The organism is Burkholderia pseudomultivorans, from assembly GCF_902499075.1.
Taxonomy (GTDB): Bacteria; Pseudomonadota; Gammaproteobacteria; order Burkholderiales; family Burkholderiaceae; genus Burkholderia; species Burkholderia pseudomultivorans.
Genome location: NZ_CABVPP010000017.1, coordinates 42,227 through 59,219 on the forward strand (window position 1 = coordinate 42,227; position 16,993 = coordinate 59,219).

Below are 16,993 nucleotides of genomic sequence, written 5' to 3' on the forward strand. Positions count from 1 at the left end.
TGCCGCACCGACGAGGCCACCGCCTTCCGGTAGCGGACGCGCATCGGCCCGCCCGCTCAGCGCGCGTAGCGCGCGGCATCGATCTTGCCGAGCAGCCATTGCATGCCGGCGAGATGCTGCTGATCGTGGCTGCACAGGTAATGGATGAGCCCGCGCACGGTCAGCGGGCCGTAGCCTTCGAACTCGCCGGTGCGGGCGAACTGGTCGGGCGTGAGGCGCGACACGAGATCGAGCGTTTCGCGCCGCGCGTCGCGAAACGCGGCCAGCACATCGGACGCATACGCGTGGTCGTAGCGCCGCGCAACTGCAAGCGCATCGCCGTCGACCGACACGAGCAGCGGCCGCGCCTCGTCGAGCATCCGCCGCAGCCGCACGTGATAGCCGTCGATCTCGATGTCGCGCACGTGGCACAGCTGGCCGAGCGGCGAGAAATGCTCGCTCGGCATGCCGGTCCAGTCGTCCGGCGTCCAGCGCGCATAGCCGTCGGGCACGGCGGCGAACTGCGCTTCGAGCTGGCGGGGAAAATCGGCGAGTGCATCGAGCGTCGTCGGATTCATGCTGAAACTCCGTGTCGGATAGGACGCCGGCGAGCCCGGCACCGGCCCGCCGACGCCGCGGCGGGCTTACTTCACGCTGAAGCCGTACGCGCCCTGCGTCCGATGCCCGTCGGTCGCGACGGCCACCCATTTCACCGTATAGGCGCCGGCGCCGAGCGCGGCGAGCGGCACCGTCATCCGCTTGCGGTTCGCGGCGTCGATGCGCGCACGGCCGTCCGACACGGTTTTACCGTCGCCGTCGACCACCACGATCGAGCTGAACGCCGGCTCGAGCGTTTCGGTGAAGTCGATCGTGACGGCGGCCGGCGCGGCGGCGAGCGCCGCATTCGCGGCCGGATCGCTGCTCGCGACGTGCGCATGCGCGAACGCGGCCGACGAAACGGTCGCGGCGAGCACGACGGCGGCGGCCTTGCGGCCGAACGGGAACGAATCGAAATACATGGGCTTTCCGTGAAGAATGAACAGACGCCACGCGCCGCGCGGCGTCCCGGCAGCTTACCAGCGCGCGCCGGTGCGCGCGCAGCGCTTGGTAGAATGCGCGCGCTATGGATCTCGAAAGCATTCTCTACACGCAGGGCTTCGGCTCGCGCCGCCAGTGCCGCGGCCTGATCGACGCGGGCCGCGTCGCCGTCGCGGGCGCGCCCGCGACCGACCCGGACGCCCGGTTCGACACCGACGGCCTCGTCTTCACCGTCGACGGCACGCCGTGGCCGTTCCACGCGCGCGCGTATCTCGCGCTGAACAAGCCGGCCGGCTACGAGTGTTCGCGCGATCCGCAGCATCACGCGAGCGTGTTCAGCCTGCTGCCCGCGCCGCTCGTCGCGCGCGGCGTGCAGTGCGTCGGCCGCCTCGACCAGGACACGACCGGCCTGCTGCTGCTGTCCGACGACGGCCAGTTCGTGCACGCGTACACGTCGCCGAAGCGCAAGGTGCCGAAAACCTACGTCGCGACCGTGCGCCATCCGCTCGACGACACGCAGCTCGACGCGCTGCGCGCCGGCGTGCAGCTGCACGGCGAGCCCAGGCCGATCGCGGCGGTCGCCGCCGACGCGCGCGATACGCACGCGCTCGCGCTGACCGTCCTCGAAGGCAAGTATCACCAGGTGAAGCGCATGGTCGCGGCGGCCAGCAACCGCGTGGAAGCGCTGCACCGCGAGCGCATCGGCGGCTTCACGCTGCCGGACGACCTCGCCCCGGGCGCATGGCGCTGGCTCGACGAAGCCGACCTTTCAGCGCTGCGCAATCCCGTCAAAACCCTGTAAGGGAAAATCCGCACGACCGTTCGAAGGCTGCCCGCATCGCAGCCTCAGGTTCCCCCGCTATACTGAAATCACAAGCTGTACGAGCAGCGATGCTGGGGGAGACGTCATGCATACCAACCAATCGTTCGAACTGTCCTACGTGATCATCGCGTTCGCCGTAGTCGGCGCCATCGCGATCGGCGCGCTGCTGGCCGCGATGCGCGCGAGGCACAAATATCATCCGAACCTGATTGGCGCGCTGATCGGCGCGCTGCTGTGCTTCCTGCTGATCGAGGCGCTACCGGCGCTGACCTGACGCGCCGCCCGGCGCGAGCGTTTGAAGGAATTCGTCTACGGTCGGATAGCGCAGGCTCACGCACAATTCGGCCTTGAGCCGTGCGTTGGACAGCCGTCGCGACTCGCGCATGAACGACAGCAGCGTGGGCTCGAGCTGGCGCTCGGCGTCCGCGCGGCTGATGCGCGGCGGCCGCGGCAGGCCGAACGCCTGCGCGACCCGGTCGAAATAGTCTCCCATCCGCAGTTCGCTGTCGTCCGACGCGTGCACCGCGCGCGCCGGCCTGCCGCGTTCGGCCGCGCGGCGCAGGATTGCCGCGAGATCGTCCGCGTGGATGTGGTTCGTGTAGACGTCGTCGGCCGCCGCGAGCGCAGGCGTGCCGCGCTCGAGGCGCGCGAGCGGCAGCCGGTTCTCCGCGTAGATGCCCGGGATGCGCACGATGCGCGCGGACAGCACGCCGCGCGCCGTCGCCGCGCGCAGTTGGCGCTCGGCCGACACGCGGCGCAACGCACGCGGATTCGCGGGGCGCAGCGGCTGCGTTTCGTCGATGCGCGCCCCGCCGCAGTCGCCGTAAACGCCCGTCGTGCTCGCATAGACGAGCCGTGGCGCGCGAAGGCCGTCGGGTACAATACGCGCTTTCCGGACGGGCGCGCCAACCTGCCGGGACGCGACGCGCAGCGTGCGCAGCCGGCCGACCGCCGACGCAGGCTGGCTCGGCCGCCGGGCAGGCATGCTCAATGCGGCGATCAGCGCACGCGTGCGCCGGTCGTCGCGGCCGTCGGGCTGCGGCGGCGCGAGATGCAGGACCGTGCGGGCAAGGCCCGCGATGCGGCGCAGCGTCGCGCGCTGGTCGAGATTGCCGACGATCGGCGTCGCGCCCGCGTTGCGCAGTTCGTCGCGGCGCGCCGGATGGCTCGTCAGCGCGACGATCCGCGGATTGCAGCGCGCGCCGCGCCATTGCGCGACGCAGCGCAGGCCGACGTCGCCGCAGCCGACGATCAGCGCGCGCGGCCGGCGCAGGATTCGTGTCGCGATCATGTTGTTTGCGAAATCAGTAGCCACCGTTGCGCGGCGCGCAACGGATTGCATTGTAGCTGCCGTGCGCGACATGCACGGTCCCCACATTTTGTTCTAGTTTGGTTCTATGGCATTCAACGTCACTCTCAAGCAAAGCGGCCGGCAGTTCCAGGTCGAGTCGGATGAAACCGTGCTGGCGGCCGCGCTGCGCCAGAACGTCCATCTGCCGTACGGCTGCAAGAACGGCGCGTGCGGCTCCTGCAAGGGGCAGATCGTGTCGGGGCAGATCGAGCAGGGCCCGCACGCGGCGTCGGCGCTGTCCAACGACGAGCGCACGCGCGGCCTCGCGCTGCTGTGCTGCTCGAAGGCGCAATGCGATCTCGAGATCGACGTGCGCGAGATCGCCGGCGTCGACGGCGTGCAGGTCAAGAAGCTGCCGTGCCGGATCGCCGCGCTCGAACGCAAGGCCGACGACGTGATGGTCGTGAAGCTGCAGCTGCCGGCCAACGAACGCCTGCAGTACCTGGCGGGCCAGTACGTCGAGTTCATCCTGAAGGACGGCGCACGCCGCAGCTACTCGATGGCGAACGCGCCGCACGAGGAAGGCCCGATCGAGCTGCATATCCGCCACATGCCGGGCGGCAAGTTCACCGACCACGTGTTCGGCGCGATGAAGGAGCGCGACATCCTGCGCTTCGAAGGCCCGCTCGGCACGTTCTTCCTGCGCGAGGATTCCGACAAGCCGATCGTGCTGCTCGCGTCGGGCACCGGCTTCGCGCCGATCAAGGCGATCATCGAGCACGTGAAGCACGCGGGCATCACGCGCCCGATGACGCTCTACTGGGGCGCGCGCCGCAAGAAGGACATCTATCTCGGCGAGCTGGCCGAGCAGTGGGCGCGCGAGATCCCGAACTTCAAGTACGTGCCGGTGCTGTCCGAGCCGGACGACGCCGACCAGTGGACGGGCCGCACCGGCTTCGTGCACCGCGCGGTGATCGAGGACCTGCCCGACCTGTCGGGCCATCAGGTCTACGCGTGCGGCGCGCCGGTGATGGTCGAGTCCGCGCAGCGCGACTTCACGCAGCACCACGGGCTGCCGGTCGACGAGTTCTACGCGGACTCGTTCACCAGCGCCGCCGATCTCGCGCATCCGGTCTGACGCCGGCCCGCGTCCCGCGCCGGGCGCCGCGATGTCACATCGGTGGCATCGCGGCGGTTTACAGTCGGGCGCGGGATGCCTTATGCTTGCGCACATGAACCGCTTCCTGTCCGCCCTCCGACGTCGCCGCTCGCCGCTCCTCCCGGATGCCGCCGGCTCGTCACGGACTCGCGCGTAACCCCGCCCCGCTTCACCGGTTACGCACAAGCTGTTCGATCCACCAGCCACGGCATTCCGTGGCTTTTTTATTGCCCGTTTCCCTTTCAACGTCCGCTGGAGTCTGCTGCCATGCCCCTGAACGATTACCCGATCGACTCGCTGATGTACATCACGAACCGCCCCGACATCGTGTTTACGCACGGCAAGGGTTCGTGGCTCTACGATCACACGGGCAAGCGCTATCTGGACTTCATCCAGGGCTGGGCCGTCAACAGCCTCGGGCATTGCAACGAGGGCATCGTCGAAGCGCTGAAGACGCAGGCCGACAAGCTGCTGAACCCGTCGCCGGCGTTCTACAACGAGCCGATGGCGAAGCTCGCGGGCCTGCTCACGCAGCACAGCGTGTTCGACAAGGTGTTCTTCACGAACAGCGGCGCGGAAGCGAACGAAGGCGCGATCAAGCTCGCGCGCAAGTGGGGCCGCAAGTTCCGCAACGGCGCGTACGAGATCATCACGTTCGACCACAGCTTCCACGGCCGCACGCTCGCGACGATGTCGGCCAGCGGCAAGCCGGGCTGGGACACGATCTACGCGCCACAGGTGCCGGGCTTCCCGAAGGCCGATCTGAACAACATCAATTCGGTCGAGAAGCTGATCACCGACAAGACCGTCGCGGTGATGCTCGAACCGATCCAGGGCGAAGGCGGCGTGCTGCCGGCGACGCCCGAATTCATGCGCGAGCTGCGCGCGCTGACCCGGCAGCACAACCTGCTGTTGATCGTCGACGAAGTGCAGAGCGGCTGCGGCCGCGCGGGCACGCTGTTCGCCTACGAGCTGTCGGGCATCGAGCCGGACATCATGACGCTGGCGAAGGGCATCGGCGGCGGCGTGCCGCTCGGCGCGCTGCTGTCGAAGGCCGACGTCGCGGTGTTCGAGGCCGGCGACCAGGGCGGCACGTACAACGGCAACCCGCTGATGACGGCGGTCGGCCATTCGGTGATCTCGCAGCTCGTCGCGCCCGGCTTCCTCGAAGGCGTGCGCGCGCGCGGCGAATACCTGAAGCGCAAGCTGCTCGAGCTGTCGGAGGAACGCGGCTTCGAAGGCGAACGCGGCGAAGGGCTGCTGCGCGCACTGCTGCTCGGCAAGGACATCGGCCCGCAGATCGTCGAGAAGGCGCGCGACATGCAGCCCGACGGCCTGCTGCTGAACGCCGCGCGTCCGAACCTGCTGCGCTTCATGCCCGCGCTGAACGTGACGACCGAGGAAATCGACCAGATGATGGCGATGCTGCGGTCGGTGCTCGACACGCTCTGAGGAGAACCCGCCGATGGATGCCGCCGCCGATGCCGTCGCTATCCGCCCGTTCGAACGCGCCGACACCGATGCCGTGCTCGCGGTGTGGCGCGACGCGTTTCCGCATTACGATGCGGCCGGCGCGCCGCCGCACCGCGATCCGCTGCGCTCGATCGAGCTGAAGCTCGCGACGCAGCCAGAGCTGTTCTTCGTCGCAACCTGCGGCGAGCGCGTGGTCGGCACGCTGATGGCGGGCTTCGACGGGCATCGCGGCTGGCTCTACTCGTTCGGCGTCGCGCACGATGCGCGGCGGCTCGGCATCGGCCGCGCGCTGATCGCGCATGCGGAGCGTGCGCTGGCCGCGCGCGGCTGCCTGAAGATCAACCTGCAGGTGCTGCCCGGCAACGACGACGCGTGCCGCTTCTATGCGGCGCTCGGCTATCGCGTCGAGGAACGCATCTCGTTCGGCAAGACGCTGCCGGCCGCGTAAAAGCCGGGGCCGATGCCGTTGCAACGGCCGCCTGCCCATGCAGGGCAGGCGGCCTTTTTCATGCGCGTCAGCGCGTGATCGGCCCCGCGCCCGGCAGCGGATTGCCGAGCGCATCGGTCGGCACGGCCTGCTGTTCGAACGCGGCGAAGTAGGCGGCCCACTGCGTGTCGCTGACGCGCACGATCAGCGCGCCGTCCTGCCATACGTCGTTGTGGTCGTTACGGTCGTCGCCCGCGCGGTGCAGGTAGTTCTGGCCCGTCGAGCCCTGGTTCATGTGCGTGTCGTGAATGCCGTTGCCTTCCGAATACGTACGGCCGAACACGACGACGTCGAGCCCTTGCGACTGCGCGGCACTCACGAGCCGCAGCAGCGACGGAATCGGCTCCGCATGCTCGGTGCCGTCCATCACCGCGCTCGCGCGCCATGTGCCCGTTTCGTTCAGGATGTCGCTGCGCAGGTAGTCGAGCGCCGGCAGCGCGGCCTGCCCGGTGAGGTCCGTATAGCCTTCGGGCGCCGCCGCGAGCGTCTGCGTAACCGGGTGGTGGAAATCGTAGACGAGCTTGTAGTTCAGCAGGTCGTCCGCATCGTTGGTGCCGACGTTGATCGCGACGTCCCAGTCGCCCGCCGGCAGCGCCAGCGTCAGCGTCAGGTGGATGTGATACTGGATCTCGCCGCCGTGCGGCGAACCCTTCAGTGGCGCCACCGACTTCACCTTCGCCTTCACGAAACCGTAATCCAGACTCATGCGTGCTCTCCAAGCGCCGAGGGGCTGACCATGCTGCGCGCTGCGCATGTCGGCTTGCCGACAGCCGCGCGCCGTTTGCCGTGCCGCATGCGCGGCACGATCGTCGAATGGAGTCGGAAACGCGCGCACAGTTCGATGCCGGGCGCCCGGAATGAAAAAAAGGCCGTCACGGCATCGCGTGACAGCCTTTCGAAAGCCTCGCATGGCGCGGCCTTGCCGCCGCGCCATGCGAGTCCGCTCATTCACCGAGATACGCGGCCCGTACCTTCGGATCGTCGAGCATCTGCTTCGCGTCGCCTTCCATCGTGACCGTGCCCGAATCCATCACGTAGCCGCGGTCGGCGGCCTGCAGCGCGAGGCGCGCGTTCTGCTCGACGAGCAGCACCGTGATGCCCTCCTTCGAGATCTCGCGCACCACTTCGAAGATCTTCTCGACCATGATCGGCGACAGCCCCATCGACGGCTCGTCGAGCAGCAGCAGCTTCGGCTTGCTCAGGATCGCGCGCGCCATCGCCAGCATCTGCTGCTCGCCGCCCGACAGCGTGCCCGCGAGCTGCGACGCCCGCTCCTTCAGACGCGGGAAGAAGCCGAACATCCGGTCGACGTCCTTCTTGATCTGGTCGTTGTCGTTGCGCAGGTACGCGCCCATCTGCATGTTCTCGACGATCGACATGCGCGCGAAGATCCCGCGGCCTTCCGGCACCATCGCGAGGCCGCGCTTGAGCAGCTCGTGCGGCGGCACGCCCTTGATCGACTTGCCGTCGTATTCGATGTCGCCGGCCGAATACGGCTTCAGGCCGGTGATCGCCTTCATCGTCGTGGTCTTGCCGGCGCCGTTCGCGCCGATCAGCGTCACGAGCTCGCCCTGACGGACTTCCATGTCAACGCCCTTGACGGCCTGGATGCCGCCGTAGTTGACCTGCAAGCCCTTGATTTTCAACATTGCCGCTGCCATCAGTGCACCCCTGCGCCGAGATATGCCTCAATCACCTTCGGATTCTTCTGCACGTCCTGCGGCAGACCCTCGGCGATCACCTTGCCGTAATCGAGCACCGTCATCCGGTTGCACAGCCCCATCACGAGCTTCACGTCGTGCTCGATCAGCAGGATCGTGCGGCCGTCCGAACGGATCTTGTCGAGCAGGCGCGTGAGTTCCACCTTCTCGGTCGCGTTCATCCCGGCCGCCGGCTCGTCGAGCGCGAGCAGCTTCGGGTCGGTCGCGAGCGCGCGCGCGATCTCCAGCCGGCGCTGGTGGCCGTACGACAGGTTGCGCGCGGTGTAGTCCGCGTACTGCAGCACGCCGACGTATTCGAGCAGCTCGATTGCGCGCTCCTTGATCTCGCGCTCTTCCTGGCGTTCGGCCGGCGTCTGGAACACCGCGCCGAGCAGCCCGTGCTTGGTGCGCACGTGGCGGCCCACCATCACGTTTTCCAGCGCCGTCATCCCGCCGAACAACCGGATGTTCTGGAACGTGCGTGCGATGCCGGCCTTCGCGACCTGGTGCACCGCGGTCGGCGTGTAGTTCTGGCCGTCCAGCTTGAAGTCGCCGGAGTCGGGCGTGTAGAGGCCCGTGATCACGTTGAAGAACGTGGTCTTGCCCGCGCCGTTCGGGCCGATCAGCCCGTAGATCTCGCCTTCCTTGATCTGCAGGCCGACGTCGGACAGCGCCTGCAGCCCGCCGAAGCGCTTGTTCACGCCCTGCACGGACAGTCGGATTTGCTTGTCGCTCATGTGTATATCCCCTTGTCCGTCGGTTAAGCGCGCACCGGCTTCTTGCTGTTGCGCTTCGCCAGTTTCGCGATCCGGTCCTCATGCTTCGGCGCCGGCCACAGGCCTTCCGAGCGGTACAGCATGATCACCACCATCGCGAGGCCGTACAGCGCCTGACGGATCACTTCGGTATCGACGACGTCGTGACCGAACAGCGCGTGCTGCAGCGGGCTCATCGTCGAGCGCAGGAATTCCGGGAAGATCGCCAGCAGCACCGCGCCGAGGATCACGCCCGGGATGTGGCCCATGCCGCCGAGCACCACGCAGGCGAGCACGACGATCGATTCCCAGAACGTGAACGACTCGGGCGACACGAAGCCCTGGAACGCACCGAACATCGCGCCCGACAGACCGCCGAACGACGCGCCCATCGCGAACGCGAGCAGCTTCACGTTACGGGTGTTGATGCCCATCGCCTTCGCGGCGATCTCGTCCTCGCGGATCGCGGCCCAGGCACGGCCGATACGCGAGTGCTGCAGGCGCGTACAGACCCAGATCACCAGCAGCGCGCACAGCACGAACAGGTAGTAGTACAGGTAGACCGACGGCAGCTGGAAGCCGAAGATCGTGTGCGTCTGCGCGAGGCTGAAGCCGCCGATGTGCACCGGATCGATGCCCGTGATCCCCTTCGGGCCGTTGGTGATGTTCACCGGACGGTCGAGGTTGTTCATGAAGATGCGGACGATTTCACCGAAGCCGAGCGTGACGATCGCCAGGTAGTCGCCGCGCAGGCGCAGCGTCGGCGCGCCGAGCAGGATCCCGAAGGTCGCCGCGAGCGCCATCGCGATCGGCACGATGATCAGGAACGGCACATGCAGCCCGTTCGGCGCGAGCGCCGCGATCCACTCGAACTGCGAGCTCAGGTGCGGCGAACTCAGCAGCGCCGCCGTGTAGGCGCCCACCGCGTAGAACGCGATGTAGCCCAGGTCGAGCAGGCCGGCGAAGCCGACCACGACGTTCAGGCCGAGCGCGAGCATCACGTACAGCATCGCGAAGTCGAGCACGCGGACCCAGTAGTTGCCGCCGGCCGAGCCGATGATGATCGGCGCGGCGATCACGAATGCCGCGGTCAGGATGCCGATGACGACGGTCTTCGTGGTGTTGCGTTCTTCGACGAGCGACGTCGACGATTCGATCGGTTGAATGGATGTCATGTTGTTTGCTCCCCTTCCGTTACGCGCGATCCGCGACACGTTCGCCGAGCAGGCCCGACGGACGGAACACCAGCACGATGATCAGCACGATGAAGGCGAACACGTCCTGGTAGTTGCTGCCGAATACGCCGCCCGTGAGGTTGCCGATGTAGCCGGCGCCCAACTGCTCGATCAGGCCGAGCAGCACGCCGCCGACCATTGCGCCGCCGAGGTTGCCGATCCCGCCGAGCACGGCCGCGGTGAACGCCTTCATGCCGGGGATGAAGCCCATGTAGAAGTGCACGTTGCCGTATTCGGACGCGATCATCACGCCGGCCAGCGCGGCGAGCGCGGAACCGATCATGAAGGTTGCCGAGATCACGAAGTTCGGGTTCACGCCCATCAGGCTCGCGGTGTTCGGGCTTTCCGCGATCGCGCGCATCGCGCGGCCGAGCTTGGTCTTGTGCACGAGCAGCAGCAGGCCGCCCATCACGATGAACGCGACGGCGATGATCACGATTTCAGTGACCGAGATCACGGCGCCGGGCGTCGTGTCGGTCGCCTTGATCACGTTGATCGGGTCGGTCGGCAGCAGTTGCGGGAACGGCAGCGGGTTGCGCGACCAGATGATCATCGCGGCCGTCTGCAGCAGGATCGACACGCCGATCGCGGTGATCAGCGGCGCGAGGCGCGGTGCGCGGCGCAGCGGCCGGTACGCGACGCGCTCGATCGTGAAGCCGACGAACGCACAGACGATCGCGGCGATGCCGAGGCCGATCGTCAGCGTCGCGACGTTGCCGAGTGCGGGGAAATGGTTCTGCAGCACGGTGATCGCGGACAGCGCGACCATCGCGCCGATCATCAGCACGTCGCCGTGCGCGAAGTTGATGATGCCGAGAATGCCGTACACCATCGTGTAGCCCAACGCGATGATGGCGTACACACTGCCGAGCACCAGCCCGTTGAGGATCTGCTGGACGAAAATATCCATTTAAAGCTCCTTGGCCCGTGCCGCCGGAGGACGTTGCGCCCCGCGGGTAAGCGAGGAATCGCGCCTTCTCGACGACACTGCGGGTACTAGTCGATACCGGTAAGGGTGAATCGTCCCGGCGCGCGCAGCCCGGCCTGTACGGCCGGACCTGCCGCCGGAGCGGATACAAAAACGGCACCGCACTGTTCCGGTGCCGCCGTGAGTCCCGTCGCTAAATCGTCACGACATCGAGGACGGTGTGCTTGGCCTCCTTGAAGTCGTTGGGCAGCATGCCGAAACGGCCGTCCTCCAGGTTCCCGGAGTCCGAGCCTTTTTCCGTCCGGGCCGGGGCGAACCCCGCTTCCGGACAGATCAGGTTCCGCGCCGCGTCGTTCGCGGGCTCGACCACCTTGCCGGCATGCACGCTGCTGCCGCCAAGGATTTGCATTCCGATGCCGGACGCCGTCGCCTGCTTCGCAAGCGGGCCGCCCGCCGCCGCCGCGCCGCCCGCCAGGGCAACGCGAAAGCCGCACCCGACATTCGTCAGGACTGCGTCGGAATTCATCGCACGAATCAGCCGGCCCGCGGCGACGGGATCGGCCGTCGCGAGCAACTGCTTCGTCGAATCGAAATGATGGGGGGCCGGGATGCGTCGGCCGTTCGCTGTCGCGCCAGAGGCGCTGGCGCCTTCGAAGGCAGTTCGCGCGCCCGCTGCGGCCCGACCGGCCGCCTGGCCTGCGCGACCCGCCGCGCGCCGCACGACGGGTCGCGTACGGCCGGCTGTGTGCATGTCCTCGATCGCCAAACGTGCCCCGTTTCCCTTGTCCTTGCCCGATTGCGCGATGCGGCGCCCGAACGACGCCGCCCGACCGGTTCTGGCGACGCGCACGTCGCCGGCCGGCGGTGCCGCGAATGCCGCAGCCTCGTTGCCCGCCCCGTCGTCGCTCTTTTTGCTGCAACCGGCAGGCATTGCAACCGGTACGGCGACGGACACGGCGTAAGCCGACTTCACATGCATCGAATAGGTCTCCCGCGCCTTGCCAAAACCCGTTTTCAAAGCCATTCCGGCCTCAAAACGGGCGCATTGTAACTCCATTTATAGAACGCCAATATTCCTGATTTGATGGGGTTTTCCTGCATTGCAACCAATTTTGAGAGACAGGCCGGAATCAGTGGAGCAACCCGGTTGCACCATGATTGTGAACAATGGTTGCGATTGCGCTTTCAATGCACGAAAAAAAAGCGCGCCGTGAGGCGCGCTTCGGTGTTCACCGGGTGCGATGCGGCAATCAGGCGGCGGGCGGCAGGTTCAACCCGCGCGGCAGCGGAAACGAGACGTTTTCCTCGATCCCGTCGAGCGCACGCACGTTGCGCACGCCGAGTTCGCGCAGCCGCGCGATCACGGCCTGCGCGAGCACCTCGGGCGCCGACGCGCCGGCCGTCACGCCGATGCGGCGCTTGCCGGCGACCCATGCCGGATCGATCTGCTCGGGCGCGTCGACCATGTACGCGTCCACACCGCGCTTCTCGGCCACTTCGCGCAGCCGGCTCGAATTCGAGCTGTTCGGGCTGCCGACGACGATCACGACGTCGCACTGCGGCGCCATGAACTTCACCGCGTCCTGGCGATTCTGCGTCGCATAGCAGATGTCCTGTTTCTTCGGCTCGCGGATCTTCGGGTACTTCGCCTTCAGCGCCGCGATGATCTCGGCCGCGTCGTCGACCGACAGCGTCGTTTGCGTGACGAGCGCGATGCGCTCGGGATCGGCGAGTTCGAGCTTCTGCACGTCCTCGACGCTCTCGACCAGATGCATGCCGCGCTCGACCTGCCCCATCGTGCCTTCGACTTCCGGATGGCCCTTGTGGCCGATCATCACGATGTCGACGCCGTCCTGGCGCATCTTCGCGACTTCGACGTGCACCTTCGTGACGAGCGGGCACGTCGCATCGTAGATGCGCAGCCCGCGCACGCCGGCTTCGTCGCGCACGGACTTCGACACGCCGTGTGCGCTGAAGATCACGGTATTGCCGGCCGGCACTTCCTCGAGTTCCTCGACAAAGATCGCGCCCTTCTTCTTCAGATCCTCGACCACGTACTTGTTGTGGACGATCTCGTGACGGACGTAGATCGGCGCGCCATGCATCGCGATCGCGCGCTCGACGATCTCAATCGCACGGTCGACCCCCGCGCAAAAGCCGCGCGGCTGCGCGAGCAGGATTTCGGCGTCGGCTGCGACGGTCTGTCCGGACAGCGTATCGGTGGTGCTCATGATTACAGGATTCCGATGATTTTCACTTCGAACGTGAGCGACTGGCCCGCGAGCGGATGATTGAAATCGAACAGCGCGGAGGTTTCGCCGACTTCCTTCAGCACCCCTGCATACCGTCCGCCGTCCGGCGCATTGAACTCGATCAGTTCGCCCGGCGTGAAATCGTCGCCGACCATCCCGTTCTCGCGCAGCGTCGACAGCGTCACGCGCTGCAGCATGTCGGGATTTCGGGGACCGAACCCCTGTTCGGGCGTTAGCTGAAAAGTCGAGTGGTCGCCGACCTTGAGCCCGAGCAGAATCTGTTCCAGCGAGGGCGCCAGTTGCCCGGCGCCGAGCAGCAGCGTGGCGGGCTTGTCGGAGAAGGTGTTGACGATGTCCGCGCCGTCGGCCAGTGCAAGCCGGTAATGCAGCGTGACATGGGAACCGGGCTTCACTTCGGATAGATCGATGAGGCTCATGAATTACTCGTTCAGTCGGCGCCCGAAAACGGCCGCAAGGCCCAGCGCAAAGCCAATATTGTAAGTCACCTGAGCGCGCAAGGCTGAAAGTGCGACGACGTCGCGCAGCAGGCCGCCGCCAATGGAGTTTCGACGATGCCGACACCCTGCCTTGTTTTCCCCCTCGCCGAGTGCCGCGACGCCGCCGGCCGGCCGCCGATCCGAGCGGTTACGCCGCCGCCCGATCCACCCCGCCGCGCGCGCCCGGCGAAGCCGCGTCGCGGCCGGCCGCGGGGCTGGCAGTCCGACCTGCCGCGCGAGCGGCTGCTGGAACGCGGGCCGGCCGCGCTGACCGACGAGGAGCTGGTCGCGCTGCTGCTCGGCTCGGGCGTGCGCGGCCACAACGTGTTCGACAGCGCCGCGAAGCTGCTCAAGCGGTTCGGCACGCTGCGCGGGATGCTCGACGCGACGGCGGACGATTTCGCCGCGTACCCGGGCATCGGCCCGGCGCGCGCCGCGCTGCTCAGCGCGGTGACCGAGCTCGCGCGCCGCGCGCTCGCCGAAAAGGCCACTGCGCGGCAGCCGATCGATTCGCCGGGCGCGGTGGAGGACTACCTGCGGCTGATGATCGGCGCGCGCACGCACGAAGTGTTCGTCACGCTCTATCTCGACGCGCGCCACTGCCTGATCGACGTGGAGGAAAGCGCGCGCGGCTCGCTGACACGCATGGCCGTCTACCCGCGCGAGATCGCGCGCCGCGCGCTGACGCTGAACGCCGCCGCGGCGATCGTCGCGCACAATCATCCGTCGGGCGCGGTGCGGCCGAGCGCCGAGGATCGCCGCCTGACCCGCGTGCTGCGCGACGCACTCGCGCTGGTCGACACGCGCCTGCTCGATCACGTGGTCGTGGGCGTCGGCGACACTTTCTCGTTCGCGCGCGCCGGTTGGCTGTAGACTGTGGCGCGGCGGCCCGTCCAGCGGCCGCCGCAACGGTGAAGCGAAATTAGGTTTGATTTTCCTGATCTTTTTCTGCTAGAATCGCCGTCTGTCTTTTTTCCAACCAGTTCTAGCCATCGAAGGGCCTTGTCTGCAAGGGCTTGGGCGTTCTGAGTGCGGCCATGGATCACGTGGCGGTACGATGGAACCTTCACCGGCGATCGAACCCCGAATTTAGCGTATTAGGAGTGCTCTCATGGCACGCGTATGCCAAGTAACTGGGAAAGCGCCGATGAGCGGCAACAACGTTTCCCACGCGAACAACAAGACCAAGCGTCGTTTTCTGCCGAACCTGCAAAACCGCCGGTTCTGGGTTGAAAGCGAAAACCGTTGGGTGCGCCTGCGCGTTTCGAACGCCGGCCTGCGCCTGATCGACAAGAACGGCATCGATTCCGTGCTCGCTGACCTGCGCGCACGCGGCGAAGCCTAAGCCTCAGGAGCACAATCATGGCAAAAGGCGCACGCGACAAGATCAAGCTTGAGTCGACCGCTGGCACGGGTCACTTCTATACGACCACGAAGAACAAGCGCAACATGCCGGAAAAGATGGCGATCAAGAAGTTCGATCCCGTCGTCCGCAAGCATGTGGAATACAAAGAAACCAAGATCAAGTAATCTCCGGTTTCTGCCAGCCTGACGACAACGAAAAGCCCCGCGAATGCGGGGCTTTTTGTTTTGCGCGCACGCTGGCGCCCGACGCGGTATGCTCTCCCCTTCCCGCGCGCCGGCCGCCCGAGCGCCGGCCGCAGGGAACGCACAAGATCAAAAGCGTAACGATGGAGATGCAGCATGAAATTCGACGTGGCGATCGTCGGCAGCGGCCTGGCAGGGCTGTCGGTCGCACTCAACCTGGCCAGCACGCGACGTGTCGCGCTGATCGCGAAACGTTCGATGATGGAGGGCGCGAGCGATAACGCGCAGGGTGGCATCGCCGCCGTCCTCGATTCGGCCGACAGCATCGAGAACCATGTCGACGACACGCTGGTCGCCGGCGGCGGCCTATGCGACGAAGGCGCGACGCGCTACATCGTCGAGCACGGCCGCGAAGCGATCGAATGGCTGATCTCGCAGGGCGTGCCGTTCACGAAGGACGACGCGGCCGAACTCGGCTTCCACCTGACGCGCGAAGGCGGCCACAGCCACCGCCGCATCATTCACGCGGCCGACGCGACCGGTCATGCGGTGCTCGCGACGCTGTCCGAGCGTGCGCGCCGTCATCCGAACATCACGTTCTTCGAAAACCATCACGCGATCGACCTGATCACGTCGGAACGGCTCGGCCTCGCCGGCCGCCGCTGTCACGGGCTCTATGCGCTCGACGTCGAACACGACCGCACGATCACGATCGAGGCGCCGCATACGGTGCTCGCGACCGGTGGCGCCGGCAAGGTCTACCTGTACACGACGAATCCCGACACCGCGACCGGCGACGGCATCGCGATGGCATGGCGCGCGGGCTGCCGCGTCGCGAACATGGAATTCATCCAGTTCCACCCGACCTGCCTGTTCCATCCGTATGCGAAATCGTTCCTGATCTCGGAAGCCGTGCGCGGCGAAGGCGGCCTGCTGAAGCTGCCCGACGGCACGCGCTTCATGCCCGCGCACGATCCGCGCGCGGAGCTGGCGCCGCGCGACATCGTCGCGCGCGCGATCGACTTCGAGATCAAGAAGCGCGGGATCGACTGCGTGTACCTCGACATCAGCCACCAGCCGGAAGCGTTCCTGCGCGAGCACTTCCCGATGATCCACGCACGCTGCCTCGAATTCGGCATCGACATCGCAAAGGACCCGATCCCCGTCGTGCCGGCCGCGCACTACACGTGCGGCGGCGTCGTGACCGACCTGGCCGGGCGCACCGATCTCGCGGGACTGTATGCGGTCGGCGAGACCTCGTACACCGGGCTGCACGGCGCGAACCGGCTCGCCAGCAACTCGCTGCTCGAATGCCTGGTGATCGGCCGTGCGGCGGCCGAGGCGATCGAGGCGGCCGGCTTCGACGCGCAAGCGACCGGCGCGCTGCCCGCATGGGACGAAAGCCGCGTGTCGGACGCGGACGAGGAAGTCGTCGTCGCGCACAACTGGGACGAACTGCGCCGCCTGATGTGGAACTACGTCGGCATCGTGCGCACCGACAAGCGCCTCGAACGCGCGAAGCACCGGCTGTCGCTGCTGCGCGACGAGATCCACGAGTACTACGCGAACTTCCGCGTGACGCGCGACCTGCTCGAACTACGCAACCTGGTCGACGTCGCAACGCTGATCGTGAAGAGCGCGCACTCGCGCCGCGAAAGCCGCGGGCTGCACTACAGCCGCGACTGGCCGAACACGCTGCCCAAGGCGCTGCCGAGTGTGCTGCAGCCGCGCGCGCGGCGCTGAGCGGCGCACGCGCGCCGTTCACGGCCGCACGATGAAAAAAGCCGCTGGCAGTTGCATGCCAGCGGCTTTGTCGTTTCGTCGGCGC

The 16,993-nt window shown here is 67.1% G+C and carries 20 protein-coding genes; 9 read left to right on the forward strand and 11 right to left on the reverse strand.

The window, feature by feature from the left end; all coding sequences use genetic code 11:
- Positions 1-56 precede the first annotated feature (56 nt).
- Together BST28156_RS14125 and copC are read right to left on the reverse strand one after the other, a co-directional pair.
- Positions 57-557 (reverse strand): DinB family protein, encoded by a 501-nt coding sequence (locus BST28156_RS14125; RefSeq protein ID WP_174902505.1) that lies wholly within the window; start codon positions 555-557, stop codon positions 57-59.
- A gap of 66 nt (positions 558-623) precedes the next feature.
- A complete protein-coding gene (copC, locus tag BST28156_RS14130) occupies positions 624-998 on the reverse strand; it encodes a copper homeostasis periplasmic binding protein CopC (RefSeq protein WP_060254860.1) in 375 nt (124 codons plus the stop codon).
- Positions 999-1,102: 104 nt separating this feature from the next.
- Between copC and BST28156_RS14135 the strand changes: the two genes are divergently transcribed.
- Positions 1,103-1,819, forward strand: a complete 717-nt coding sequence (locus BST28156_RS14135) for a pseudouridine synthase (RefSeq protein WP_174902506.1) — start codon at positions 1,103-1,105, stop codon at positions 1,817-1,819.
- Positions 1,820-1,925: 106 nt separating this feature from the next.
- On the forward strand, positions 1,926-2,114 hold the full coding sequence (locus BST28156_RS14140; RefSeq protein ID WP_174902507.1) for a hypothetical protein: 189 nt from the start codon (positions 1,926-1,928) through the stop codon (positions 2,112-2,114).
- Here BST28156_RS14140 and BST28156_RS14145 read toward each other — a convergent pair.
- Positions 2,097-3,131, reverse strand: coding sequence for an NAD-dependent epimerase/dehydratase family protein (locus BST28156_RS14145; RefSeq protein WP_060245135.1), 1,035 nt, complete (start codon positions 3,129-3,131; stop codon positions 2,097-2,099). The two genes, BST28156_RS14140 and BST28156_RS14145, sit on opposite strands and share 18 nt — an antisense overlap.
- A gap of 106 nt (positions 3,132-3,237) precedes the next feature.
- On the opposite strand from BST28156_RS14145, the gene BST28156_RS14150 reads away from it, so the two are divergent.
- The 3 genes from BST28156_RS14150 to BST28156_RS14160 all read left to right on the forward strand — a co-directional run bounded on the left by BST28156_RS14150 (position 3,238) and on the right by BST28156_RS14160 (position 6,211).
- Entirely contained in the window at positions 3,238-4,269 is a 1,032-nt protein-coding gene (locus tag BST28156_RS14150) for a CDP-6-deoxy-delta-3,4-glucoseen reductase (RefSeq protein WP_174902508.1), read from the forward strand.
- Between the two features lie 288 nt (positions 4,270-4,557).
- Positions 4,558-5,742 carry an acetylornithine transaminase gene (locus BST28156_RS14155; protein WP_174902509.1) on the forward strand — a complete coding sequence of 395 codons (1,185 nt, stop codon included), beginning with the start codon at positions 4,558-4,560 and terminating at the stop codon, positions 5,740-5,742.
- Positions 5,743-5,755: 13 nt separating this feature from the next.
- Complete coding sequence (locus tag BST28156_RS14160; RefSeq protein ID WP_060245137.1) at positions 5,756-6,211, forward strand: GNAT family acetyltransferase; 456 nt, start codon at positions 5,756-5,758, stop codon at positions 6,209-6,211.
- A 67-nt stretch (positions 6,212-6,278) separates the two neighbouring features.
- Here the strand turns inward: BST28156_RS14160 and BST28156_RS14165 are convergent, their stop codons facing one another.
- From BST28156_RS14165 to BST28156_RS14200, 8 genes are all read right to left on the reverse strand, one after another.
- Positions 6,279-6,956, reverse strand: coding sequence for a DUF2278 family protein (locus BST28156_RS14165; protein ID WP_174902510.1), 678 nt, complete (start codon positions 6,954-6,956; stop codon positions 6,279-6,281).
- Positions 6,957-7,194: 238 nt separating this feature from the next.
- Entirely contained in the window at positions 7,195-7,911 is a 717-nt protein-coding gene (locus BST28156_RS14170; protein ID WP_040127994.1) for an ABC transporter ATP-binding protein, read from the reverse strand.
- Positions 7,911-8,687 (reverse strand): ABC transporter ATP-binding protein, encoded by a 777-nt coding sequence (locus tag BST28156_RS14175; RefSeq protein WP_009688990.1) that lies wholly within the window; start codon positions 8,685-8,687, stop codon positions 7,911-7,913. Before BST28156_RS14175 ends, BST28156_RS14170 begins: the two co-directional genes overlap by 1 nt.
- A 23-nt stretch (positions 8,688-8,710) precedes the next feature.
- Positions 8,711-9,880, reverse strand: a complete 1,170-nt coding sequence (locus BST28156_RS14180) for an ABC transporter permease subunit (RefSeq protein WP_060245140.1) — start codon at positions 9,878-9,880, stop codon at positions 8,711-8,713.
- A 19-nt stretch (positions 9,881-9,899) separates the two neighbouring features.
- On the reverse strand, positions 9,900-10,850 hold the full coding sequence (locus tag BST28156_RS14185; RefSeq protein WP_009688992.1) for a branched-chain amino acid ABC transporter permease: 951 nt from the start codon (positions 10,848-10,850) through the stop codon (positions 9,900-9,902).
- Between the two features lie 211 nt (positions 10,851-11,061).
- Positions 11,062-11,892, reverse strand: a complete 831-nt coding sequence (locus tag BST28156_RS14190) for a branched-chain amino acid ABC transporter (RefSeq protein WP_254596376.1) — start codon at positions 11,890-11,892, stop codon at positions 11,062-11,064.
- Between the two features lie 226 nt (positions 11,893-12,118).
- Entirely contained in the window at positions 12,119-13,099 is a 981-nt protein-coding gene (gene ispH, locus BST28156_RS14195) for a 4-hydroxy-3-methylbut-2-enyl diphosphate reductase (RefSeq protein ID WP_009688994.1), read from the reverse strand.
- Between the two features lie 2 nt (positions 13,100-13,101).
- Complete coding sequence (locus BST28156_RS14200) at positions 13,102-13,557, reverse strand: FKBP-type peptidyl-prolyl cis-trans isomerase (protein ID WP_009688995.1); 456 nt, start codon at positions 13,555-13,557, stop codon at positions 13,102-13,104.
- Positions 13,558-13,692: 135 nt separating this feature from the next.
- Here BST28156_RS14200 and radC point away from each other — a divergent pair, with 135 nt between their 5' ends.
- From radC to nadB, 4 genes are all read left to right on the forward strand, one after another.
- On the forward strand, positions 13,693-14,490 hold the full coding sequence (gene radC / locus BST28156_RS14205) for a RadC family protein (RefSeq protein WP_174902511.1): 798 nt from the start codon (positions 13,693-13,695) through the stop codon (positions 14,488-14,490).
- 238 nt (positions 14,491-14,728) lie between these two features.
- Positions 14,729-14,962 carry a 50S ribosomal protein L28 gene (rpmB, locus tag BST28156_RS14210; protein WP_004186391.1) on the forward strand — a complete coding sequence of 78 codons (234 nt, stop codon included), beginning with the start codon at positions 14,729-14,731 and terminating at the stop codon, positions 14,960-14,962.
- A 17-nt stretch (positions 14,963-14,979) separates the two neighbouring features.
- The gene (rpmG, locus tag BST28156_RS14215) at positions 14,980-15,147 is read left to right on the forward strand and encodes a 50S ribosomal protein L33 (RefSeq protein WP_006478046.1); all 168 of its coding nucleotides are present in this window, start codon (positions 14,980-14,982) and stop codon (positions 15,145-15,147) included.
- Between the two features lie 174 nt (positions 15,148-15,321).
- Positions 15,322-16,908: an L-aspartate oxidase gene (nadB, locus tag BST28156_RS14220; protein WP_060245143.1), complete on the forward strand. Its 1,587-nt coding sequence runs from the start codon at positions 15,322-15,324 to the stop codon at positions 16,906-16,908.
- Positions 16,909-16,993: the final 85 nt, after the last annotated feature.